General features: G+C 38.1%; 19 protein-coding genes and 2 tRNA genes. 10 read left to right on the top strand and 11 right to left on the bottom strand.

All coding sequences use genetic code 11. The features are described 5' to 3' along the window. Positions 1-955: 955 nt before the first annotated feature. Both ACP6L2_RS07710 and ACP6L2_RS07705 read right to left on the bottom strand, forming a co-directional pair. Positions 956-1,028 (bottom strand) — tRNA-Phe (locus ACP6L2_RS07710). 376 nt (positions 1,029-1,404) lie between these two features. Next, a tRNA-Phe gene (locus ACP6L2_RS07705) sits at positions 1,405-1,477 on the bottom strand. Between the two features lie 186 nt (positions 1,478-1,663). On the opposite strand from ACP6L2_RS07705, the gene mnmA reads away from it, so the two are divergent. Further along, positions 1,664-2,764, top strand: coding sequence for a tRNA 2-thiouridine(34) synthase MnmA (gene mnmA / locus ACP6L2_RS07700; protein WP_440508670.1), 1,101 nt, complete (start codon positions 1,664-1,666; stop codon positions 2,762-2,764). 64 nt (positions 2,765-2,828) lie between these two features. Here the strand turns inward: mnmA and gap are convergent, their stop codons facing one another. From gap to pfkA, 3 genes are read right to left on the bottom strand one after another with little or no spacing between them, the layout of a single operon-like run. Then, positions 2,829-3,827 carry a type I glyceraldehyde-3-phosphate dehydrogenase gene (gap, locus tag ACP6L2_RS07695; RefSeq protein ID WP_440508669.1) on the bottom strand — a complete coding sequence of 333 codons (999 nt, stop codon included), beginning with the start codon at positions 3,825-3,827 and terminating at the stop codon, positions 2,829-2,831. A 5-nt stretch (positions 3,828-3,832) separates the two neighbouring features. Beyond that, positions 3,833-4,681, bottom strand: coding sequence for a hypothetical protein (locus ACP6L2_RS07690; protein ID WP_344673739.1), 849 nt, complete (start codon positions 4,679-4,681; stop codon positions 3,833-3,835). A gap of 4 nt (positions 4,682-4,685) precedes the next feature. After that, complete coding sequence (gene pfkA / locus ACP6L2_RS07685) at positions 4,686-5,669, bottom strand: 6-phosphofructokinase (protein WP_440508668.1); 984 nt, start codon at positions 5,667-5,669, stop codon at positions 4,686-4,688. Between the two features lie 140 nt (positions 5,670-5,809). Between pfkA and ACP6L2_RS07680 the strand changes: the two genes are divergently transcribed. The 7 genes from ACP6L2_RS07680 (at position 5,810) to ACP6L2_RS07650 (ending at position 14,624) form a co-directional block, all read left to right on the top strand. Further along, positions 5,810-6,472, top strand: a complete 663-nt coding sequence (locus tag ACP6L2_RS07680) for an NUDIX hydrolase (protein WP_440508667.1) — start codon at positions 5,810-5,812, stop codon at positions 6,470-6,472. 148 nt (positions 6,473-6,620) lie between these two features. After that, on the top strand, positions 6,621-7,223 hold the full coding sequence (locus ACP6L2_RS07675; RefSeq protein ID WP_440508666.1) for a TetR/AcrR family transcriptional regulator: 603 nt from the start codon (positions 6,621-6,623) through the stop codon (positions 7,221-7,223). A 4-nt stretch (positions 7,224-7,227) separates the two neighbouring features. Next, entirely contained in the window at positions 7,228-8,565 is a 1,338-nt protein-coding gene (locus tag ACP6L2_RS07670; RefSeq protein WP_440508665.1) for a TolC family protein, read from the top strand. 14 nt (positions 8,566-8,579) lie between these two features. Continuing rightward, positions 8,580-9,638 carry an efflux RND transporter periplasmic adaptor subunit gene (locus ACP6L2_RS07665; RefSeq protein ID WP_344673744.1) on the top strand — a complete coding sequence of 353 codons (1,059 nt, stop codon included), beginning with the start codon at positions 8,580-8,582 and terminating at the stop codon, positions 9,636-9,638. A 26-nt stretch (positions 9,639-9,664) separates the two neighbouring features. Then, a complete protein-coding gene (locus ACP6L2_RS07660; protein WP_440508664.1) occupies positions 9,665-12,835 on the top strand; it encodes an efflux RND transporter permease subunit in 3,171 nt (1,056 codons plus the stop codon). 159 nt (positions 12,836-12,994) lie between these two features. Next, positions 12,995-13,579, top strand: coding sequence for a hypothetical protein (locus ACP6L2_RS07655; RefSeq protein ID WP_440508663.1), 585 nt, complete (start codon positions 12,995-12,997; stop codon positions 13,577-13,579). Positions 13,580-13,649: 70 nt separating this feature from the next. Then, positions 13,650-14,624 (top strand): YihY/virulence factor BrkB family protein, encoded by a 975-nt coding sequence (locus ACP6L2_RS07650; RefSeq protein WP_440508662.1) that lies wholly within the window; start codon positions 13,650-13,652, stop codon positions 14,622-14,624. Positions 14,625-14,702: 78 nt separating this feature from the next. On the opposite strand, the gene ACP6L2_RS07645 is transcribed toward ACP6L2_RS07650, so the two are convergent. Genes ACP6L2_RS07645 through ACP6L2_RS07635 form a run of 3 tightly spaced genes read right to left on the bottom strand, consistent with a single transcriptional unit; the run spans position 14,703 to position 18,364 of the window. Continuing rightward, the gene (locus tag ACP6L2_RS07645; protein ID WP_440508661.1) at positions 14,703-15,731 is read right to left on the bottom strand and encodes a glutathione synthase; all 1,029 of its coding nucleotides are present in this window, start codon (positions 15,729-15,731) and stop codon (positions 14,703-14,705) included. 28 nt (positions 15,732-15,759) lie between these two features. Continuing rightward, the gene (locus ACP6L2_RS07640; protein WP_440508660.1) at positions 15,760-17,592 is read right to left on the bottom strand and encodes a flavohemoglobin expression-modulating QEGLA motif protein; all 1,833 of its coding nucleotides are present in this window, start codon (positions 17,590-17,592) and stop codon (positions 15,760-15,762) included. Further along, on the bottom strand, positions 17,576-18,364 hold the full coding sequence (locus ACP6L2_RS07635) for an N-formylglutamate amidohydrolase (protein ID WP_440508659.1): 789 nt from the start codon (positions 18,362-18,364) through the stop codon (positions 17,576-17,578). The genes ACP6L2_RS07640 and ACP6L2_RS07635 overlap by 17 nt, the downstream gene beginning before the upstream one ends. A 207-nt stretch (positions 18,365-18,571) precedes the next feature. On the opposite strand from ACP6L2_RS07635, the gene ACP6L2_RS07630 reads away from it, so the two are divergent. Together ACP6L2_RS07630 and ACP6L2_RS07625 are read left to right on the top strand one after the other, a co-directional pair. Next, a complete protein-coding gene (locus tag ACP6L2_RS07630; RefSeq protein ID WP_440508658.1) occupies positions 18,572-19,981 on the top strand; it encodes an alpha-L-fucosidase in 1,410 nt (469 codons plus the stop codon). Between the two features lie 96 nt (positions 19,982-20,077). Then, on the top strand, positions 20,078-20,524 hold the full coding sequence (locus tag ACP6L2_RS07625; protein ID WP_440508686.1) for a DoxX family protein: 447 nt from the start codon (positions 20,078-20,080) through the stop codon (positions 20,522-20,524). Positions 20,525-20,610: 86 nt separating this feature from the next. On the opposite strand, the gene ACP6L2_RS07620 is transcribed toward ACP6L2_RS07625, so the two are convergent. The 3 genes from ACP6L2_RS07620 to ACP6L2_RS07610 all read right to left on the bottom strand — a co-directional run bounded on the left by ACP6L2_RS07620 (position 20,611) and on the right by ACP6L2_RS07610 (position 24,213). Next, positions 20,611-22,917, bottom strand: a complete 2,307-nt coding sequence (locus ACP6L2_RS07620) for a multicopper oxidase domain-containing protein (protein ID WP_440508657.1) — start codon at positions 22,915-22,917, stop codon at positions 20,611-20,613. 45 nt (positions 22,918-22,962) lie between these two features. Continuing rightward, positions 22,963-23,811, bottom strand: a complete 849-nt coding sequence (locus ACP6L2_RS07615) for a DUF3347 domain-containing protein (RefSeq protein ID WP_440508656.1) — start codon at positions 23,809-23,811, stop codon at positions 22,963-22,965. An 87-nt stretch (positions 23,812-23,898) separates the two neighbouring features. Continuing rightward, positions 23,899-24,213 (bottom strand): hypothetical protein, encoded by a 315-nt coding sequence (locus ACP6L2_RS07610; RefSeq protein WP_440508655.1) that lies wholly within the window; start codon positions 24,211-24,213, stop codon positions 23,899-23,901. Positions 24,214-24,231: the final 18 nt, after the last annotated feature.

The following is a 24,231-nucleotide window of genomic DNA, read 5'->3' as shown; positions in this document are numbered from 1 at the left end:
CGCTCTCAAATAGAGAAACTATTTCCCGCTTGAATTCCTCAGAATACTTACGAGTTTTTCTAATTAGCCTCAAATTTACTCTCATAGTTCATTTCAATTTGTGGTCAACCTATTTCAGGGACGGACACTAGGGCGAACTAAGCCTTTTTTAGGGGGTATATGTGAAGTAGATTCAAATTTCGATAGTTTTACAGTGATTCTTTCTGCTACTTACAACTCAGAGCGAAGCGAAGAGTCTCTGTTGCCCCCACAATGCTGTCATTCTGAGGCTAGCCGAAGAAACCATTCGTCCGAAAATTAGAATTACTTAAAAGTGTATTGGGAAAGAATTATTAAATGCGGTCGATGCTTGCATTTTATACTTTTCAACGGGCAGACATTCCGTTACACTCAGTACTGTCCCTACGAATGGCTGGCTATTGGGCGGTTAGATATCTGTACAGGTAATACGTTCGGTAGGAGCAGTACTGAGCGAGTTTGAAGAGGGGTTTATCCCTGATGAAAACGAGCGGAATGTCTGCCCGTTTTTTTGTTTTGATAGACAGTAGATTTCAGACTACAGGAAATAGGTTTGGATGGAGGTTTTTAGGTATTGTTTATTAACGGTCGATGCTTGCATCGACTATACAAACAACCGTGAAAATAAAGGCGATAATTTCCTATACAGTAGGGTCAAAGCATGCTTCGACCTATATTCGTAATCCAAAATCCAATAAATTAACTATTTCTGATTGGTGTAGTTTATGGTTTGTTCGGCAAGCCTTACGTTGCGGTCGATGCATGCATCGACCCTACAAACAAGCGTGAAAAAATAGCCAACAAATACCCTAGCTGTAGGGTCGAAGCATGCTTCGACCGTTAATACGCTCATAAAATCTAATCTACCCTAGGTCTAACTACTAAATACTTAATACTATATACTAAAAAAGCTTGTCGAAAGACAAGCTTTTTTCTGTGGTGCCAGCTGGATTCGAACCAGCGACACAAGGATTTTCAGTCCTTTGCTCTACCAACTGAGCTATGGCACCTTGTTTTTTTACAAGGTTTTTGTAGCATGATGTTTTGCTGACAACGCTACAAAGGTATAAAATTGACTTAATAATGCAAATAAATATGGTTTAAATAGATGTAAATGGGTTATTATCACCTTGATAAATTTTGTGATAGTATAGTTTTTTAGCCTCCTTGAACGTTATTAAACTATAAAAATGCGTTTGTTTTTTATTTAAAACGATCCAAACGTAAGTATATCAAAACAAAATTCAATTCTAATAATTACTACCCTTTTCAGTCTCAGATCTCCTATCTCACATCCCATATCTAGTCTATCCGCCCTAGGTCTAAATACTAAATACTTACTACTATATACTAAAAAAAGCTTGTCCTTAGACAAGCTTTTTTCTGTGGTGCCAGCTGGATTCGAACCAGCGACACAAGGATTTTCAGTCCTTTGCTCTACCAACTGAGCTATGGCACCTTTTAATTGCTAATCCGTTACCGGACTTGCGATGCAAATGTACCGTCTTTTTTTGAATTCCAAAACTTTTGAAATAAAAAATTTCCTGCTTAAGGGCAATGTCTTGATTTTGATTGAGATAAAATTACATGAAATAAACATTGGGAATAGCTAATTAACGGTATCTTTGCATTTCAATAAAATACTATGAGTAAAAAGGGAAGAGTTTTGGTAGCCATGAGTGGGGGAGTGGATAGCTCCGTTGCCGCAGTCATGCTCCATGAACAAGGATATGAGGTCATCGGGATAACGATGAAAACTTGGGATTATGCAAGTTCTGGGGGCTCTTCCAAAGAAACGGGATGCTGTAGCCTAGATAGCATTAACGATGCACGTATGCTAGCGGTAAACTATGGTTTCCCACATTATATTCTTGATATCCGCGATGAATTCGGTGACTTTGTGATCGATAATTTCGTGGATGAATATATCGCTGGAAGAACGCCTAACCCATGTGTATTGTGTAATACCCATATCAAATGGGAAGCATTGATGAAACGTGCCGATAAATTGGATTGTGAATTTATCGCAACAGGACATTATGCCAATATCCGTTTGCATGATAACGGTCGCTATGTGATCTCCAAAGGTAAAGATGAACATAAGGATCAGTCTTATGTACTTTGGGGAGTATCTCAAGAGAATTTAGCAAGAACCCAATTCCCTTTGGGAAGTTTCGCTAAATCAGAGATTCGGCAAATGGCATTGGATATGGGACAAAAGGAATTGGCCAATAAATCGGAGAGCTATGAGATTTGTTTTGTGCCAGATAACGACTATCGCTCGTTTCTAAGACACAAACGCCCTACATTGGACCAAGAGATTGGGCCAGGTAATTTTATCCTCTCAGACGGCACCGTAGTGGGTCAGCACATTGGGTATCCGTATTTCACGATTGGACAACGTAAGGGATTAGGGATAGCGCTAGGAAAACCAATGTTTGTTATTCAGATTTTACCGGAGAGTAATTCGGTGGTTCTAGGTGAGGAGCATGAACTGGAAAGAACCCAAGCTTTTGTGAGAAATATCAATTTGGTAAAATATGCTTCATTGGAAGAACCAATGGAGGCTATCACCAAGATTCGTTACAAAGATCCGGGAGCTCTTTCAACGTTGACCCAACAAGGCGATATCATGAAGGTAGATTTTAGCCATCATGTAAAAGGAATTGCCCCTGGACAATCAGCTGTATTCTATGAAGGCGATGATTTGTTAGGCGGAGGGTTTTTAATGAAAGAAGCTCTATAATCAGCTTATTACTAGAAATAAAAAAGGGGATTTCAATTGAAATCCCCTTTTTATGTTTTATAACTTAGGAAAGTTTTGCAACTTCTTGCGCTAAGTCGATAATTTTATTGGAGTAACCCCATTCGTTATCATACCATGATACAACTTTCACGAAGTTATCGTTCAAGGAGATACCAGCTTTAGCGTCGAAGATAGAAGTACGCGCATCACCTAAGAAGTCTGTAGAAACTACATCATCCTCAGTGTATCCTAAAATACCTTTCAATTCACCTTCTGAAGCGTCTTTCATTGCTTTCTTGATGTCTTCATAAGAAGCACCTTTTTCCAAACGTACAGTTAAATCAACTACAGAAACGTCAGGAGTAGGAACGCGTAAAGACATACCTGTTAATTTACCTTTCAATTCTGGTAATACTAGACCAACTGCTTTCGCTGCACCTGTAGAAGAAGGGATGATGTTTTGGTAAGCACCACGTCCACCTCTCCAGTCTTTCGCTGAAGGACCATCTACTGTTTTCTGCGTTGCAGTAACCGCATGTACTGTTGTCATTAATCCTTCCACGATACCGAATTTATCGTTCAATACTTTAGCGATAGGAGCAAGACAGTTTGTAGTACAAGATGCGTTAGATACGATGTTGTATTCTGCTTTTAATTCTTTATGGTTTACACCCATTACGAAAGTAGGGGTGTCATCTTTCGCAGGAGCTGACATAATTACTTTTTTCGCACCAGCATCGATGTGTTTCTGTGCTAATTCTTGCGTTAAGAAGAAACCTGTAGATTCGATAATTACTTCTGCACCTACTTCGTTCCATTTCAAGTTTGCTGGATCTTTCTCCGCTGTGATACGGATCGTTTTTCCATTAACAACCAAGTTACCATCTTTTACTTCTACGGTTCCATCGAATTGCCCATGCGTAGAATCGTATTTCAACATGTATGCTAGGTAATCAGGTTCAACTAAATCATTAATACCCACTACCTCAATATCACTGCGTTTTACGGCAGCTCTGAATGCTAAACGGCCAATACGGCCAAATCCGTTAATTCCAATTTTCATTTTGACTAATTTTTATTTAAATAATATTTTAATAGGTTTTGTACAGGTTCCCGAATAATCGTCCCGATCGTAAGATGATGATCTTTTACAATCTGTCTTAACCAGTCGGCATAATTATTCGCAACAGAGCCTGTAAAGTTGATTGTTGCATCTGGGTATGCTTCGGAAAGCGGTACCAGATAAGTTTTTACATAGATCTCCAACCCCTTCTTGATGATGCCCTCCATGTACGGATCGTCCTTGTTTTCTAAAATGAAATCCGCAAATGATGTCAAGAAGATATTTGGATTAGGTGTATTATATGTTTTATCTAATATTGTTTTACGGTCGATGTTATGTTTTCGAACAAATTTATCACGGAATCCTGCTGGCATGGCTTCTGTCAGGAAATCTTTTAAAATCTGTCTTGCCTGCCAGTTGGTGGATGCTTCGTCCGCCAGAATATAACCTAGCCCGTAATTGTTCTCCATGATTTTACGTCCGGTATAATAAGCTGCATTGGATCCTGATCCAATAATACCTATGATTCCCTTTTCATTGCCGAAGGTAGAGATAGCTGATGCTAATACATCGTGGCTAGCCTTTACCTTAGCGTTTTTAAAGAACTGATTGAATGCTTTCTCAATTTTCTCCTGTCTTTCTTTAGAAGAAGCTCCCGCACCGAAGAAATAGATCTTGCGGATGCGTTCGGCATTGTTGATCAGTTGGGTGTTTTTGTTCAGTAGTTGTTGGATAAAACGCTCATCCTGGATATATGGATTTATTCCTGTTGTTCTAAAACCATGAAGGATTCTACCTTTTTCAGCCAAACGCCAATCAGCGTATCTGGATCCACTAAAAACTACTGCTATCATAGACTTAAATGTTCATTACTTGGGAAATGGTCACGAGTTCCTCATCCAATTTGAATTCTTTTCCACGTAGCGCCTCTTCTAGCGTTGTAGAAATAATCTTACTTCCTCGGATGCCTACTGTTGCACTTCTGTTACCTTTTAATAGTTCATTAACGGCGAAATATCCCATTCGGGTGGCAAGCACTCTATCGAAACTGCTTGGGGAACCTCCTCGTTGTAAATGTCCTAATATACTAACTTTTGTGTCAAAATAATCAAATTTTTCGTTGACACGCTGTGCTACATGGTAGGCTCCACCATTCTTATCGCCTTCTGCAACAATCACGATCATGGAGGTTTTATTTTGATCCTTTGCCGTCTCCAGCATGTCAATTAATTCATCGATTGCGGTGTCTTTTTCAGGTAGAAGGATGGCTTCTGCTCCACCAGCTACACCGGCATTTAATGCAATACAGCCAGAGTCTCTTCCCATGACTTCCACAAAGAATAGTCGATTGTGAGAAGCTGCTGTATCTTTTATTTTATCAATCGCGTCAATGACCGTATTGTTTGCTGTATCAAAGCCCAAGGTATAGTCGGATCCATAAAGATCATTGTCGATAGTACCCGGGATACACATCACTGGGATATCATATTCTTTCGAGAAAATATCCGCACCAGTAAAAGTACCATCACCACCAATGGCTACTAAGGCATCAATACCTGCTTCTTTCACATTATCGTAGGCTTTCTTCCGTCCTTCGGGTGTGCGGAATTCAGGGCAACGTGCCGATTTTAGAATGGTTCCTCCTTTCTGCAGAATGGAACTTACCGAACGGCTAACCATTTCTTTAAAGTCACCTTCGATCATTCCTTCGTAACCACGATAAATACCAGTTACTTTAATGTCATTATATAGGGCAGTTCTTACCACGGCTCGAATGGCAGCGTTCATTCCTGGAGCATCTCCTCCAGATGTATATACACCAATCCGTTGTATTTGCTTCATTAGGTTCTTTCGTTTTTGAAATACGAATATAATGTGTATTTCTTACACTATTAAATTTTTTTGGTAAATTATTTGTTTAATTAGTAATATTGTTGATAAATTCATATTACTATATTAATCAGTTAAATTAAAGAAAAGCTTTGCAGACTCATTTTACGATTGATTGCGTTATTCTAACCTTTGATGAAGGGAAGTTAAAGGTTCTATTAGCGGAGAGGAATGAATATCCATATAAAGATTGGTGGGCACTTCCAGGATATTTTGTGAACAAATATGAGGAGATGGAAGATGCTGTTGCGCGTATTCTTTTTGAGATGACTGGTCTTAAAGACATCTATATGGATCAATTGGCGGCTTTTGCAGGGGTAAAAAGACACCCCGAGGGCCGTATTCTTACCGTCGCCTATATGGCATTGGTGCAAATGGAAGAGGTAAAGAATAAGATTGCATCATTTACCAGCTATATGCGTCAATTGAAATGGTTTTCCGTAGATGAGCTCCCAGAATTAGCTTTTGACCATCGTGAAATTATCGATCTATCCCTAGACCGATTGAAAAAAACGATTTCATTTTCTACCACACCTTACGAACTATTGCCAAACAAATTTACACTTACCCAATTGCAACAAGTTTTTGAAGCACTTCTGAATAAGAAACTGGATAAGCGAAATTTCCGTAAAAAAATAAATAACCTAGGCTACTTGAAGGAACTTAATGAAGTTCAAAAAGGAGTTTCCTACCGAGCAGCTAAGCTGTACTCTTTCGATAAGAAAAAATTCCAAAAACAATTTAGTCAAGACTAATGATCCTGTAAAAGATCTCATAAAACCATTTAGCTATGTTAAGAAAGTGTTAATTATCACTTTTTTGACATGGCTGTGATATTATTTGCTATCAATTCTTTACTTTTGAACAATTTTTAGAAAAAGTCAGAAATAATAAAAGTAAAAAATGGAAAATCGTAAGGATCAAATCATAGAGGTTGCCTTAAAGCGTTTTGCTCATTTTGGTTTTCATAAGACCACGATGAATGAGATAGCTGATGATCTACGGATCACCAAGGCGAATCTTTATTATTATTATCCGGACAAACCTTCTTTGATTTTAGATGTTTTGTGCAAGATTGCAGCTGATCTAAATGGTGGAGAGGTAAAAATCGTAAATAAGTATAAGGATGATTTATTAAAGACGATAAATGAGATTATCGATCTGCGATCAAAGTTTATGCGTAAATATTATGTTTTCCACATCAATGAGAATTTGGATTGGATAAAGGGCATTGATTTGGCAGAAACGGTAGAGCAATTTTATAAACGAGATGTAGAAGTGATCAAAGTTCTTTTAAATAAGGCAGTCACTTCCGGAGAATTAACAATTTCAAATATTGATGAAGCGGCAATATCCTTAGCGGAAATCCAAAAAGGTCTTGGCTTGCTACATACGGTTTCGGATGTAATCACAGGCATTCCAAACGACAGTAATGTAGACAAGATTGTTGCGAGCCAAAAGCGCGTGACAAGGTTAATATTTGAAGGTAAATTAAATCGCATTTAACACAATGAGAAACATAAAAGTAATCGCACTAATGGTATCCGGTATCTTTACCGGTTCCTTATTACATGCGCAGGAAACCTTGACTTTGCAGGAGGCGGTCAAGTATGCGCTAGAGAACAAAGCGGAGGCTAAGAAGGCAAAATTGGATGTGGAGAATTCCCAGTACAAGATTGACGAAGTACGAGCAGGCGCTTTACCGCAGATCAATGGCTCGGGATCATTGACTTATAATCCGTTGATTCAGAAGAGTGCCTTGGACGGAGCTTTGATGGGTAAACCAGGTGAAACCATTATGGTAGCCTTTGGTCAGCCTTGGCAAGCCAACGCAGTGGTTCAGGTGAGCCAACAACTTTTCAACCAGTCTTTATTTACTGGTTTAAAAGCAGCCAAGTCAACTCGTGAATTTTACCAAATAAACAATCAATTGACCGATGAGCAATTGATCGAGAAAGTAGCGAATGCTTATTACGAAGTTTATCAATCGGATATGCAATTGCAAACCATTGATAATAACTTACAAAATACAACCAAGACAAGAGATGTTTTAAAAGGAATGGTTGAGGCAGGGTTGATGAAAAAGATTGACCTTGACCGTACTGAAGTAGCGATCAACAACCTATTGGCACAAAAACAACAAATAGTAAATGCGCAAGAGCTTCGTGAGAATGCCTTGAAATTTGCGATTGGGATGCCTATTCAAGAGGATATCGTGTTGCCTAAGGAAACTTTCGATGTGAATGCTAGAATGATTGCGGAGGAATTCAATGTGGAGAACCGCACGGAGGTTAAGCTACAGGAAAAACAAATTGAATTGTTAGAATTCAATAAGAAAGCCATGATATCGGCATATTATCCAAGTTTGTCTATGACTGGAAATTTAGGTTATATGGGATTTGGTCAGAAGTTCCCAATCTTTAATAAGGATGCAAACTATGCACCTTATTCGGCAATTGGTCTTAATCTGTCTATCCCGATTTTCAATGGCGGATCGACAAAAGCTAAGGTAAATCAAGCAAATGTTGCCATTTCCAAAGCTCGTGTAGACCTGGAGGATTCCAAATTAGGATTAAACTTAGCCTCTGAAAATGCGAAATCACAAATCAAAAACAGTTTGCTAACGGTAGACAACAACCGTCGTAACGTTCAATTGGCAAAAGAAGTGATGGACAATACCCAGAACAACTATAGAAATGGACTGGCTACTTTAACAGAATTGTTAGACTCTGAGAATGCTTATGCAGATGCTCAGAACAACTTAAACACTTCATTATTGAACTATAAAGTAGCAGAAATTCAATTGATAAAAGCAAACGGAAATTTAAAATCTTTAGTAAACGAATAATTAACAGAAACCAAATGAAACGCGCAATAATTATTATCCTCGTTATAGGCCTAGCATTAGCTGGTATAGTCTATAAATTAAATAAGAACAAGGCAGAAGTAGCTCAAGAGACTGCTATAGTAGCAGAGAAGAATGCAGCTGTAACTGTTCGTATCGATACTGCTAGAACACAATCCATGAATTTAGCATATCAAGCAAATGGTACGTTCATGCCTAAACAAGAAGTAACTGTAGCTGCTGAAACTGGTGGACGAGTTGTTCGTGTATTAGTAGATGAAGGTTCAAGAGTTGGTGTTGGTCAAACATTAGCTATCGTGGAAGGCGATAAATTAAATGTAAATGTATCCAATGCTCAAGCTGCATACGATAATGCCCGCACAAACTTACAACGTTATGAAAGCGCACTAGCTACAGGAGGTGTTACACAAGCACAAGTAGATCAGATGCGTCTTCAATTTGAAAATGCAAAGAACAATTTAAAAAGCGCTAAGCTTACAGCTGGAGATGTGACTATCAAAACATCCGTTGCTGGTATTGTAAATGCGCGTAAGATTGAGCCAGGAGCTTATGTAAGCCCAGGTACACCTGCGTTTGATATCGTGAATGTGAGCACGTTGAAGTTACGTGTAAATGTTGACGAGAAGAATGTAGCTACTTTACGTGTTGGACAGAATGTAGAGGTTTTAGCAAGTGTTTATAGCGATAAGAAATTCTCTGGTAGAATTACTTTCATTGCTCCTAAATCAGATGGTAGCTTGAATTTCCCAGTGGAAATTGAAATTGCTAATAACCCAAATAACGACCTACGTGCAGGTATGTATGGAACTGCTGTATTCGGTGGTTCAGGTACTGCGAATGCTTTAGTTGTTCCTCGTACAGCTTTTGTAGGGTCAATTTCTGATAACAAAGTTTTCATTCTTAAGAATGGAAAGGCAATTGAAACAAAAGTACAGTCAGGTAGAAGTTTTGGTGACTTGATCGAAGTAATCAGCGGTTTACAAGCTGGTGATCAGGTAATCATTTCCGGACAAATCAACTTAATGGATCAGACTCCAGTTGAAGTTATTAAATAATTTGTGCTAAGTACGACAATTCTATTATGAAGATTACTGAAATATCGATAAAACGTCCCAGTCTGATCATCGTATTATTTATAATACTGACATTGGGTGGGATATTCTCATATTCCCAATTGGGATATGAGTTGGTGCCTAAGTTTGAGGTAAATGTAATTACCATTCAAACGGTATATCCAGGGGCATCACCAACAGAGGTTGAAAATACCGTAACCAAGAAAATTGAAGATGCGGTTTCCTCGTTAGAGAGTATTAAAAAATTGGAATCTACTTCCATGGAAAACGTTTCTGTGGTCATGATCACCTTAAATGATGGAGCAGATGTGAACTTCTTGTTGACAGATGCCCAACGTAAGATCAATGCCATCTTAAATGACCTTCCAGATGACGTAGATGCACCATCTTTGAATAAATTCTCCTTAGATGATGTGGCCATCATGAGTTTGGCTGTAACATCAAACCTATCAGAGAAACAACTTTATGACCTATTGGACAATAAGATCCAGCCGATCTTTGCACGTATCAATGGTGTAGCAAAAGTTGACCTAATCGGGGGTGAAGAACGTGAAATCCAAGTAAGTGTTGATGCCGAGAAATTGGAAGGTTATGGCCTTTCTATTGGTCAAGTGCAACAAGTAATTGGTCAATCGAACTTAGATTTCCCTACAGGTAATGTTAGTACTCGTGAGAACAGGACGACTATTCGTCTTGCTGGTAAAGTAACGACAGTAGATGAATTAAGAAATTTACCAATTACAACCCCAACAGGAACAACTATTTTCTTACGTGATATAGCAGATGTTCAGGACGGTATCAAGGAAATTGAGAAAATCGCACGTTTAGATCAAAAGAATACCATCATGTTACAGGTATTCAAACAATCAGATGCGAATGCGGTAGAGGTTTCCAAATTGGTAAAAGAAACCATTACAACAGTTGAAAAGGATTATACCAAGGATAATGTAAAAGTATTATTAGCGAATGACTCGACTGACTATACCTTGAACGCAGCAAATAACGTAATGCACGATTTGATGATTGCGGTTGCTTTGGTAGGTTTCATCATGTTATTCTTCTTGCACAGTTTGCGTAATGCTGCAATTACGATGGTGGCTATTCCACTTTCCTTGATTGCTACATTTATCGGATTATTATTGATGGGTTACACCCTAAACTTAATGTCCTTATTAGGTCTTTCCCTAGTGGTAGGTATCTTGGTCGATGATGCGATCGTTGTAATCGAGAATATTCACCGCCACATGGAGATGGGTAAAAATAAGGTTCGTGCAGCTTATGACGGAGCAAAAGAGATTGGATTTACGGTTTCCGCTATTACCTTGGTAATTGTGGTGGTATTCTTACCTATTGCGATGTCCTCAGGACTTGTAGCTAACATCTTAGCGCAGTTCTGTGTGACTGTAATCATTTCGACTTTACTTTCCTTATTAGTGTCATTTACCGTAGTGCCTTGGTTATACTCCAGATTCGGAAGATTGGAGCATATTAATCCTAAATCATTCTTTGGTCGAATTATCCATGGATTTGAAGCTGGATTAACCAAATTCACACATTGGATTACTGGTATCTTAGAGTGGTCATTAAAAAGCAGATGGACCAAATTAGGAACTTTAGGTATTGCCTTGTTCTTGTTTGTAGGTTCATGTAGCTTATTACCTTTAGGATATATCGGGTCAGACTTCTTCCCATCTTCGGATAAAGGTGAGTACTTAATGCAGTTGGAATTAGAAAAGGATGCTTCATTAGAGAAAACAAACTTTTTAACACAGAAAGCAGAAGCTATTATCAAAGGCAAACCTGATGTGGAGCGTGTTATTACGACTGTAGGGCAATCATCTGATGGAGTTATGTCTGTTGGAGGTTCTCGTTATAAATCGGAGATCCACGTCATCATGAAGGATGAGTATAAAGGTAACTCCAAAGTATATGCTGCCGTTTTACAACGCGAATTGGAGAAAGAACTAATTGGAGCAAAGGTAAAATTCGTTAGTATGGGTCTAATGGGCGCTGAGCAAGCACCATTGAAATTAACTGTAATAGGTTCAGATCTTAACGATGCTGCTGAATTTGCTGGACAAGCGGCTGATTTATTACGTAAAGTTCCTGGAGCTACCAACGTGAAGTTATCTTCTGAAGGTGGTAATCCAGAGATCAATGTGAAAGTGGACCGTGAGAAAATGACCTCATTAGGCTTGAACGTAGCAACCGTGGGTATGACCATGCAAACAGCATTCTCGGGTAACAATGATAATAAATTCCGTGCTGGTGATAATGAGTATGATATCAATATCCGTTTTGATGAGAAGAGCCGTTCCAATATTTCTGATGTTAGAGGCTTGAAATTCATTAACAATCAAGGAACAGCTATTTCATTGGAGCAGTTTGCAGAAATTGGATATAGTTCAGGTCCTTCCTTATTAGAGCGTCGTGATAAGTCACCGGCAGTTTCTGTTCAAGCTTCCATAGTAGGTCGTTCTTTAGGGGATGTAGCAAATGAATGGCAAGCAGAATTTGAGAAGTTAGAAGTAAAACCTGGTGTAGCTTATATCTGGGGTGGTAATATGGAGAACCAACAAGAAGGTTTCGGTACTTTAGGAGTGGCTTTATTAGCTTCGATCTTGTTAGTTTACTTGGTAATGGTTTCCTTGTACGATAGTTTCTCCACACCATTTGTCGTGATGTTCTCTATTCCATTATCCTTTATCGGTGCTTTATTATTATTGGCATTGACAGGACAATCCTTGAACATCTTTACCATCTTAGGTATCATCATGTTGATTGGTTTGGTGGCTAAGAATGCGATTTTATTGGTTGACTTTGCGAACCATCGTAAAGAACATGGCGATAATACGCATGATGCCTTGGTAGCAGCCAACCACGCTCGTCTACGTCCAATCTTAATGACTACGATCGCGATGGTATTCGGTATGATTCCTATAGCTATGGCAACAGGTGATGGTGCAGATATGAACCGTGGTCTTGCAATCGTAATTATCGGGGGACTATTATCCTCTTTATTATTAACCTTGGTTGTAGTACCAGTGGTTTATTCCATCTTCGATGGTATTGGTCGTCGTTTTGGTAAAAAACAAAAGACCGATTATGCAACTTTAATCGATGCAGATTATGTTCCTAATGAACATTATGTAGACGAAATGGAAGTAAAACATAATTAAGCATTTTACCTATGATTCCATAAATTGGGGCCATATTTTAATATAATTTTAGGGCTGGTCATGATTCATGATCAGCCTTTTTTATGGCATTAGGTTTACGATTGGAATTATTACATCTAGAAAAAAAATCTTATCTTTCGCTCATATTTACAAAGGCAAATGAAACCCTTACTAACTGTTGCTTGTTTACTCTTGCTTATGAGTTGTAACCAGCAAAATGAAAAGACCAATACCAATAAGCCAAAGCAGGAAGAGGTGGTAGCTGAAATGCAAGAAGAAGTAAAAAATACGAATAACACAATTCCTGAACTCGAGGAGCTATCCTTGAAAGAATTCCCCTTTGTAGATTCTACTAATTTCGATAATGACGATAATCAAGGTATTAAAGATGCTGACCTATTAAAGCGAATTCGCTTTGATGTAGAGGACGTGAATTTAAAACAAGTACGTCTCCGTTATAAATTAAACTATTCGCCAAACTATTATAGTGTCGTTCTAACCTATCCATTAGGAGAACATGAATTGATCACAACCTTGTTTAACATCAATAAAAGAGGTAAAATCCTTGACTTCTTGGATATTGCTTATGATGAAATAGCAGAATCTGCTTTCCGAAAAGAAAGTCTGTTGAAAAAGAATGAAGTTATCTTGACCGATTGGAATTACATGTCGGAAGAGCCAACCAAAACTGTCACCCGATATAGTATTAATGAACAAGGAAAATTTGAGGAAGTAGGAGAGTAATATCTATTTTCAAACCATTTCTATCCTTTTCTGTTTAAAATATTGGATTAACATAATTGATTAAAACAATATGGAAGAAAAGAAGAAAGGGAATTTCTTTAAAGACACATTTGCAATTTTAAAAAACTCAGTATTAGGTTTTATGAATGAGGATAGCATGAAATATAGTGCTTCCTTGGCCTATTATACTATCTTTTCCATAGGACCAATTTTGGTTTTAATGATTTCTCTTGCTGGGATTTTCTATGGTGAGGAAGCTATAAAAGGAAAAGTATTTGTGGAATTAAATGGATTAATTGGTCGAAGTGCCGCAAGACAGGTTCAAGAGATTATCAAGAACTTAGAGTTGTCGGGTAAATCCTCGATGGCTCTGATCATCAGTTTAGTAACCCTTGTTGTTGGTGCGACTACGGTATTTGGTGATATTCAAAATTCCATTAATAAGATTTGGCATGTTCGGGCAAAACCTAAGAAAGGTTGGTTAAAGTTGATCATGGATAGGTTACTATCTTCATCCTTGATTATTGGTCTTGGCTTCCTATTGGTTGTTACCCTGGTTGTGAATGGACTAATATTAGCATTTACAGACCGTCTGATGCGTTATTTTCCTGATGCAGCAGTTCATGCAGTCGATATCATCAACTTCCTTCTAACCTTCGGAATTACCTTTATTTTATTCTCGGTAATATTTAAGGTTTTACCCGATGTGGAAATACAATGGAAACCAGTTCGTGCTGGAGCCTTGTTTACAGCTATATTATTTGTATTTGGGCGCTTGGGCATAGGATTTTACTTGTCAAAATCGGATACAGCTACTACATACGGTGCTGCAGGATCGATAATTTTAATATTGCTCTGGGTCTATTATACGGCTGCTATACTTTATTTTGGCGCCATATTTACTCGTGAATATGCGACTTATAAGGGATACCCAATAGAACCGTCAACTTATGCTGTTCATGTTGAACTTAAAGAAATTGAAAGAAATGTAAAGGAGATCCCCCCAGCTCCCTTAAACAGCGATGACACGGTCATCGAGAAATAGAAAATTAATATAGCATAAAAAAGCCTTCACTTAATAATTTGTTAAGTGAAGGCTTTTTTTAGGATACGCTGTTTGTATTTACTTCTTTTGGGTTGATTTTTTGGCTCGATGAAAGGATCGTACTCTTTTTTCTAGATCTTCAATCACCAGATCGGAAAAGTCCACTTCGGTTATTTGGCTAATGTGTCTTAATGCACCAGGGCTAAAGACATTGATCTCCATAATTTTATCGCCTACAATATCCAATCCCACCAAGTACATATTATCGTCTCTTAATTTCTTAGAGACCTTTTTAATTAGTTTCAGAATATCCGGGGTAATTTCAGCAGGTTCAGCAGTAGCACCCTGATGTATATTGCTTCGTATTTCATCAGCCGATTGTACGCGTCTTAAGGCTGCGTATTTGCCGTCTTTCTCCAACGGGTTACCATTAATCAGGAAAAAGCGAATATCCCCTTTAACGGCTTCAGGTAGGTATTCCTGAGCAATAACATAACCATCACGGGCAATAGCTTCTACCGTTTGTTTTAAGTTTTGTGTTTCATTGGATTTAATGAGGAATACATTTTTTCCTCCTGATCCTTTTAGTGGTTTTAAGATTATTTTATCTCCTTGCTTCTTCAAGAATTTTAAAACATCCTCATGATTTCTGGTTACTAGGGTTTTTGGTCTGACCGCTTTAGGGAAATTCTCTAAATACAGCTTGTTATTTGCTTGGATAAGATTGTCTGGGTCATTAATAACAAAACCACCATTACGTTTTACTAATTGGGCAAATTGAATACCAGATGCTGCTGCCCAAGGTCTACTGATCATATCAAGCGTTGGGTCAAATCGCAACCATAAAACGTCAATATCTGCCATATCGGTAAGAACTTTCGAGCTTTCTCTTAGTTGTTTTAAAAATCGAGCAGCTGTAGGGAGTTTTTCTCCTGGTTCATACACTCGACAATGTGCTAAGACCGTCAGTTCATCTTGATATACAAAGTCCGCAAGACCGATATAAAGAACAGTATGCCCACGTTCTAAAGCTTTTAAAGCAAGTAGGGTCGTCGTGAATTTATCTTCTTCTTTGTGTGTCTGATTAATTAAAAATGCAATTTTCATATGTTGCTTTTGCTTTATAGAATGTGTTCTAATGTGTCAATTTAAAAATAGATGCTTTCGTCTTCACTTCTTTCCATTTCTCTAAATATTCTGGAAATAAATAGCGAGGTGTGATAGCAGGAGGGATGAGAATCTCCCTTTGTAACAGGTCTTTAATGATCGGTAAATAATCCTTTCGAATCTTTCCCATCATCAATAAATGAACATTATGGCCTTCGTGTAAATATTGAATTAATTCCATTATCCCTTTTAAATAAAGGGCATCTTTTGTTAATCCACCTCCTCGGTAAACACGCATAACAATTTGAAAAGCTGATTCAGGTCTAAAACCAAATTGATCGACTAACAATGTGAAGCATTCGGTGAAAGAATTACCCAATAACATATGTTGAACGGCAATAACTCGAGCAGCAATAATGCGAAGACGATTATTATTTAAGCCACCAACAATAAATTCCGATAATACAGCCAAACCTTCTTGTAGCTCCTCATAACCTGGTACTCCTAAACTAAATAAGTTCAAAGGTTGCATACGGCCATTAAAATAGGTAACGACATGGGTTCCAACCTCATGTTGTATCAATGCTTTAGCACGATTTAAAGTCAATTTATATTCTTTACTGATATTTAATGCGCCACGGTTAACCATGACACCAGAGATGTCCTCTCGAATACGAATTGGACAGTTAAATTCAGCATTTTGCTGTTGTAAGAATCGTACTTCCTCTCTTGCCATTTTAGCAAATTCGGCAGGGCCTATCCATTCTTCTGATTTATTGGACATATTTTCCGGCTCTGTCATCATCAAGATGGCCATGGCAGAATTATATAGCTTCTCTGACACGTTTCCAAATACTTGTAAACTCCCATGAAGGAAATCTTCCTTTCCTCGGTCTGCCAACATCGTAATCATAGAGTCTAATTCGGACCGTTTATCACGGAAGATATAAGCCATGGTTGGATCATATATATCTTCTATTCGAAGGTTGTATAAACGCCTTTTCACTAAATCCGGATCCACATGCATTGGTCTATAAAGGAATTTCGGTACTTTCCAATATTTGTCCTTTTTGAATTGCAACCAAGCTTCATGCGCATTCAATGGGGTTACCATTAATAGGAAGTCAAATTTCTTACTTTCTTGAGCTAAGGCTTGATCAATCTCATTCATCAAAGGTGTTAGCTCCTGCTGGAAATTAAGTTTCTGTGCTGTCGCATTCAAGTGCGTATAGACACGTAGAAATTCAAAGAATAGCCGAGACAGTGATTTTGCTAATGTTTCTCGGAAAGTACGCATCAGCAAGGGCAAGATATTCTCTTCATGGTCGTGATAGCGATCATTAATAGAGATGCCCATTAATAAGATTTGCTTATTCTGCAGGTACTTTTTTCCAAAAAGTGCGGGCATCTGGTCTGGCTTAGGGATATGCAAATCCTTTTCTATAGTTACAGATAGCTCTAGCGCCTCCATTCGGATGTTACGTTCAAGATATTGCGCCAAAGGTAAAATATCCTTTTGCCCAATATGGAGCATAACGTCGTGTTTTTGTGGTTTTTCAGCAACCCATACCTCAATTAATAAGCAGGCACCAAATTCTTGAGCCAAATGTTCGGCAATTGGCATAATCCATTCCTCAAGTGGAAAAGAGTCGGCTTTACAAACAATGCTTGCATTCTCTGTTTTTGCCAAGTCTGCAATCATTTTATCCTTTTTTCCAGAAGCTGGAATTCGGTAAATGAAAATATAGGGTACTATTTTATTGAAGATAAACTTCCCAACATTTGGAATTTGATAATGTATGGGGTTTCGTTTATTGATTGCATTTAAAATACGTAAAAGGGGTTTATTCTTTTCCGTCATAATAGAAATATTGATTTAATACTGTTAAGGCCTTCATCATTAATTGCTTGTAAGCTTCTACATGATGCGGCACAGGAATTCCTGTCCACTCATCCATAAAATCCTTTCGGAATTCTATGGCAAATACAGCACCATACTCTCCAAACAATTGATTGATGACCTTGGACAGATAGCCACCTTTGAATTTGATATTCTCGCGAATGTCCAAGGGTTCGCCATTTACTTTTTCCTTCCCTAATTCATACATGAGACGCTCCAATAAGGGATGCCATTTGGCATTTAAATGCAAGGTTCCAATATTAATTTGCGGATCGGTTTCTGTATTGATTTCCTGCTCAGGTCCTTCACGACGCGCATTGTAACTGTGGATATCTAAGATGACAAAGTATCCATATTTGGATATGGTCTGTTGAATATTGGATTCGATTATTGCATATATGGCTTCATGATCCAATCGTAATTGATTTACTAACTCTTCTGGTACATCCTTGCGCCATACGTCCAAACCCCATGCTTGATCAGGACGAAGATAAATGGCATCTTCAATTCCCCTATTAATATCCAGTTGAAACCTAGAGGTTTCCATGATGAAACGATTGCAAGGAAGTTCAGCTATCAGCGCCGTATAAGGGTCTTCCTCGCGCATGCGATCTTCCTCCTTCAATAGTTGATAGGGGAGCACTCGAGGATCGATATGTTGTCCGTCATGAATGGCAAATGTCCAGAACGGACTGTCTGCCAACTTCATGGTATATTTACTAAGTAATGGCATTGCTTTTATTTTTTGTGTTATCTTATTAACTAACAATAAATTGATCAAAAAGTTTGGTTTGAATCTTATGCTGCCGTGGTCGATAATTTATGATTGTAGGTCGTTTTTAAACCTAAAAAGCATGGTAAGTATTTGATGATTTAAGGATTAAACCTCTCCTAATCGGTTTATTTTTATTAATTTCCAAGATTATTAAAATTTAACCTAATGAACCCTAATTCCCTAAACCCTAATTTTAGAAAAGTGGGCTTTGCCCTATTAATCTGTATTTTATTTACTGGAAATTTATTCGCTCAATCAAAAGACTGGAAAGAGAAATCTATTGAGAACAAGGAAGACCGCATGCAATGGTGGAAAAATGACCGTTTTGGTATGTTTATTCATTGGGGATTGTATGCACTTCCTGCTCGACATGAATGGGTGCAACAGCGTGAGCAAATTGACCATGATATTTATAAAAAGAAGTATTTCGATTTATTCAATCCGGATTTATATCATCCGGAGGAATGGGCAGCGGCAGCTAAAGAGGCTGGAATGAAATATGTCGTCCTAACAGCAAAACATCATGAAGGATTCTGTTTATGGGATACTAAGACTTCTGATTTTAATGCTGCTAAAACACCCTACGGAAAAGATTTACTCAAACCCTTTGTAGAGGCTTGTCGCAAAAATGATCTGAAGATTGGTTTTTATTTTTCAGTTATTGACTGGTATCATCCCGATTTCTTGATTGATAATACCCATCCACTCCGTAATAGTAAAGATGCGAGGGCAAAAAACAAAGACAAAAATATGGATGTCTTTCGTAAGTACCTAAAGGATCAACTTCGCGAATTATTGAGCAATTATGGGAAGATCGATTTGTTATTCTGGGATTTTTCTTATCCAGGTGAGGACGGCAAAGGTCACCAAGATTGGGATAGTGAAGGCTTAGTCAAATTGGCTAGGACTTTACAACCAAATATTATCATGAATGACCGCTTAGACTTAAGCTCTGATGCTTGGGGATGGGATTATAAAACACCAGAACAATTTATGCCTCAAACATGGCCAACAGTAAATGGGGTAAAAGTACCTTGGGAGACCTGTCAGACGTTTTCTGGATCTTGGGGTTACCATCGCGATGAGAATACTTGGAAATCTAGTAATCAATTGATTGCCATGTTAATTGAGGTTGTTAGTAAAGGAGGTAATTTACTGCTAAATGTAGGTCCAACAGCCAGAGGTAATTTTGATGACCGTGCGATGGAACGTCTTCAAGAGATGGGAAAATGGATGCGCTTCAACAGCAAAGCCATTTATGGATGTACAGAAGCGCCTGCAGGATTTAATAAACCTGATAATAGTTTGTTGACCTATAATCCAAAAACAAATCGTCTCTATGTACATTTATTGCAGTATCCATTTAAGACGCTCTATCTGCCTGGATTCAAGGGAAAAGTTAAATATGCCCAATTCTTACATGATAATTCAGAGATAAAATATAGCTCGCGCAGTTCGGCTAAAGATGGAGAACATATGACGATTACCGCGGGCGAAAATGACCTGATTGTTGATCTTCCTGTTGTAAAACCGGATGTTCAGATTCCTGTTATTGAACTGATATTGAATGAATAATATTTTTAATTCTTGAAAAAAGAATGAGTAATTAACACAATATGAGCATGTTGTATTGCGTTGAGTTTATATAACCAATTTAAAAAGGAGGTCATTATGAACCTAATTCAACGCATTGAACATTGGGGAGACCATCATCATCCACGTTGGATTGATTTTGTTAGGATCGCGCTTGGTATATTAATATTTGCCAAGGGGGTCAGTTTTATTATGGATAGGGATTCCGTAGCAACATTAATTGAGCGAACGCATTTCCAACTTTCCATTTGGGGTGCAGTACACTATGTTGTATTTGCGCATTTGGTTGGTGGAATATTTATCGCACTAGGCTTTGTGACTAGATTTGCTTCTTTAATCCAGATTCCAATACTGATCGGAGCGGTATTTTTTGTCAACATCACCCAAGGTTTTAGCTTCTTAAATTCAGAGTTCTGGTTATCACTAGTCGTGTTACTATTACTTTGTTATTTTGTAATTGTAGGCTCGGGTCCTATGTCATTAGATAAAATGATGGATAAACCTGGATACAAACGAGATATTTAGGAAAATTTAAAGTTCTTGTTCTTTTAAATGATTAAGGCCTCCGAGCGGAGGCCTTAATTTTATTAATAGTTGTGTGTAAAGTGCATTTAATAATTGACGGAAAGTCCAATTCCATAACCCATATCGGAATCGTAATGTCCACGGATTCCTAGGTTTCTAGTCAAGATATACCGTAAATCCAGCATATATTCCTTATCTGTATTAACCATAAATCCTCCTCTTAATCTTTTTGATAAAGGAATGTCTTCACGCATTAATCCAAGTCGAACTGTACCATCGTGGTAAACTTCAGCTTGAAAACGAATTAACATTGGAAGGGTATAAGCAAATCCGGCACTGAATAATGCCCGTTCATCCTTGCTGTTCTTTTGACCAAACAAATTTTTCTCTACCTCATTATGCTCCATCTTTCGGTATCTCCAATCAAAACCAATGAAGGGCATGAACCATTGCATTTTATCCACATAACGACCTAAATGAGTTTCTACTTCATAACCATGCATGTTTTGATAACCCAATCGCCATTCAGAGGTCAGGCTCCATCGGGTATTGTGCAACATGAGTTCACCATCATTACCATTTGTAGCAAAATCATTTTGGATCATAAAATGCGGCATATTGCTTTCTCTTTGCAATTTCATATATGCCCATGCTTTGTCTGGTAAATGTGAATTAGGTGGTTGGTTTTCGGTGCTAAATACACGATTCATTCCCGCCATCATATGATATAAGATGTGACAGTGGAAAAACCAGTCTCCATCAACGTTAGATTCAAATTCAATAGTATCAGTCTCCATGGGCATGATATCCAATACATTTTTCAATGGAGCATATTCTCCCTGACCATTTATGACGCGGAAGTCGTGACCATGTAAATGCATGGGGTGCCTCATCATGGAATTATTATAAAGCGTAATTCGCAGTATTTCCCCTTTCTTGATAAGGATCTTATCAGACTCTGCCAGCACCTTATTATCCATACTCCATACGTATCGACTCATGTTTCCGGTTAATTCGAAATGGAGTTCTCGAACTTTGGCATCCTTTGGCAATGTCGTTTTCGTTGGAGAGCGTAACATGCCGTAATTTAAAGTTACAATATCAGCCTTTTGGTTATTGTTGCCAGCCATATTATGTTGTTCATGACCAGTATGTTCCTTGCTTGCTAATTTTTCTTGATGATTTTTATGTTTGGTGTTTTCCTTATTAGGCATTTCCATTCCCCCTTCATGTTGGTGCGATTCTTGACCTTCCATTTCCGGATACATCACTGTATTCATATCCATTTTCTGAAGACTCATTTTCATTCCCATATCATCGAGATCTCCATTCATCTTCATCATGTCATTCATCATTTTCATACCCTCAAAATATTTGAGTTTTGGCAGGGGAGAAACAAGTTGTTTAATTCCGTTACCTAGATAAATGGATACATGGTTGGTTCTATCTTCCGGAGTAGCCATAAATTCATAAGCAAAACCATCTTCAGGGATGGTGACTACAACATCGTAGGTTTCGGAAACTCCTACTAGCAATCGGTCAACTTCCACAGGTTCAACATCATTGCCATCATTGGCAACAACCGTTATTTTTCCACCGGCATAAGTAAGCCAAAAGTAGGACGATGCTCCAGCATTGATAACCCTAAGCCGAACTTTATCACCTGCCTTAAATTGAGAATGCTGTTGCTCGCTAGAGCCATTAATTAAAAAGCGATCGTAATAAACATCACTTACGTCCATGGCAAGCATACGCTTCCATTCATTGGTCAGTTTAGTTTTAAAATGACCTACCTTGATGGCCTCGGCATAACTTTGTGTTGCATTTTTCTTAATCGCGAACCAATCATTGGCATTGTGCAACATCCGATGCACATTATCCGGATCTAAATCAGTCCATTCACTTAGAACTAAAGGTATGCTAGGTAAGTCATCAATTCCCTTGCGATATGTAGGGTCATTTTGTTTTTTATGAAGTATGAATGCCCCATACATCCCTATTTGTTCCTGCATTCCAGAATGACTGTGATACCAATGGGTACCGTTCTGGATGATGGGAAACCTATAGACATAAGGCTCCTTTGGTTTAATGGGCATCTGTGTAAGAAATGGAACTCCATCTTCTTCATTAGGAAGGAATATCCCATGCCAATGTAGGGAAGTTCCTTCCTTCAATTGATTGTGCACATGGATTTCAGCCGTATCACCTTCCGTAAAATTCAAGGTAGGCATAGGTATTCCCCCATTAACAGCAATTGCAGGCTTGGTCTTTCCGCTATAGTTTACAAGTGTGTCTTTCACATATAAATCATAGCGAACAACCTGCTGCCCCTGTACCCATAGACAAATGAGTACGAATATAGCCGTCAGACTATATTTTAATTGATATTTCATGTTTTCCCTCTTTACTTTTAAAATAATTGCGTTGTGATTATGGTTTTAGATTTTCTCTACTACCGATCCACAAGTGAGCATTTTACTTCCGTAATAAGGGTTTTTAATATTTTCTTCAGTACTTAACCAATTAGCACCTTTGTTTTGATTAGCCATTGGACAATGCTGCCAATAAAGTATTTTACCATAATTAGCAACTTTGGAAAGAGCATACATGTTTTCAGATAGCTGAATAAAGGATTTCCTTTGGTTGTCTATTGACTTATCTTTTGAAATGGAGGAAGCTTGCTGTTCCAATTGTTTATAAACCTTCATCCATATCTGATGTTCTTTATCAGCTAACTTTTTCATGTCTACAGCTTGTATGCCTTTGGCTAACATTTCAGCGTGCTGTGTTGCTTGTTTAACATTGCTAGCTACCAAGGCATCCTTTACTGCCAAGTAATGGTCAAACAGGCTGTTTAACTCATTAGCTGCTTTAGCGTCCGAGCTATGGGAAGCTTGGTGATCACTGTGGTCAGTATGATTTTCTGCAGGTTTAGTAACAGGAGATTCATGATCTCTTTCATACAAACAACATTCATGTAGTTTTGCATATACATCATCAGGTGCACGGAAAGATTCATTATCATATCCAGCCTGGGCAATCTTTTTTAGAATTGCTTCTTCAGTTGTCTTATTGGGGTCAAAGTTTATAGTTGCGGTTTCGGAGTCTGCATTCCATACTACGGATGAAATGTTTTTTTCATTTCCTGCGTTTTCAATGGTTTTCTTGCACATACCGCAATTACCTTTCACTTTGGCAGTAACGGTCTTTTGATTTTTAATTTGGGCTTGGCCGTGGTTCATACCAAAGGCAAACAACAAACCCAATAAAAGAATGGATCTTTTCATTTTTATCTAAATAATAAATACATAAAATAGCAGCTTAGCTCTGGAAATAGCAGAGAAGCTTGAATAAATACTTTTTTGAGAAGGGTATTACGCTATTTTAGGAGGGATAAAAATGCTAAAGAATCCTGAGGCTATTAGTGCAGGACTTAAAGTCTGATAAACTTTCTCCTCTGTAGCTATAATAGTGGAGAAATCATATTCAAAGCTGATTAGGCAGCAGTTTAATACATGGGGAACAACACAACAGCAGGCTCCATTTTCTGAAGAGCATTTTCCCGCATGGTCTTTATGTTCTTTTGGATGATCTTTGCAACAAGCATGCTTATTCTCTTGTTGGTTTTGTTCATCTGGTTTATGACAACTTTTTTCTGTTGTCTCCAAGTGCTTTTCACAAGCTGACATTTGCTTTGGTGCGAATGA

Source organism: Sphingobacterium lactis, assembly GCF_051951495.1.
In the GTDB taxonomy this organism is placed as follows: domain Bacteria; phylum Bacteroidota; class Bacteroidia; order Sphingobacteriales; family Sphingobacteriaceae; genus Sphingobacterium; species Sphingobacterium lactis_A.
This window is presented reverse-complemented; position numbering and strand designations above follow the sequence as displayed.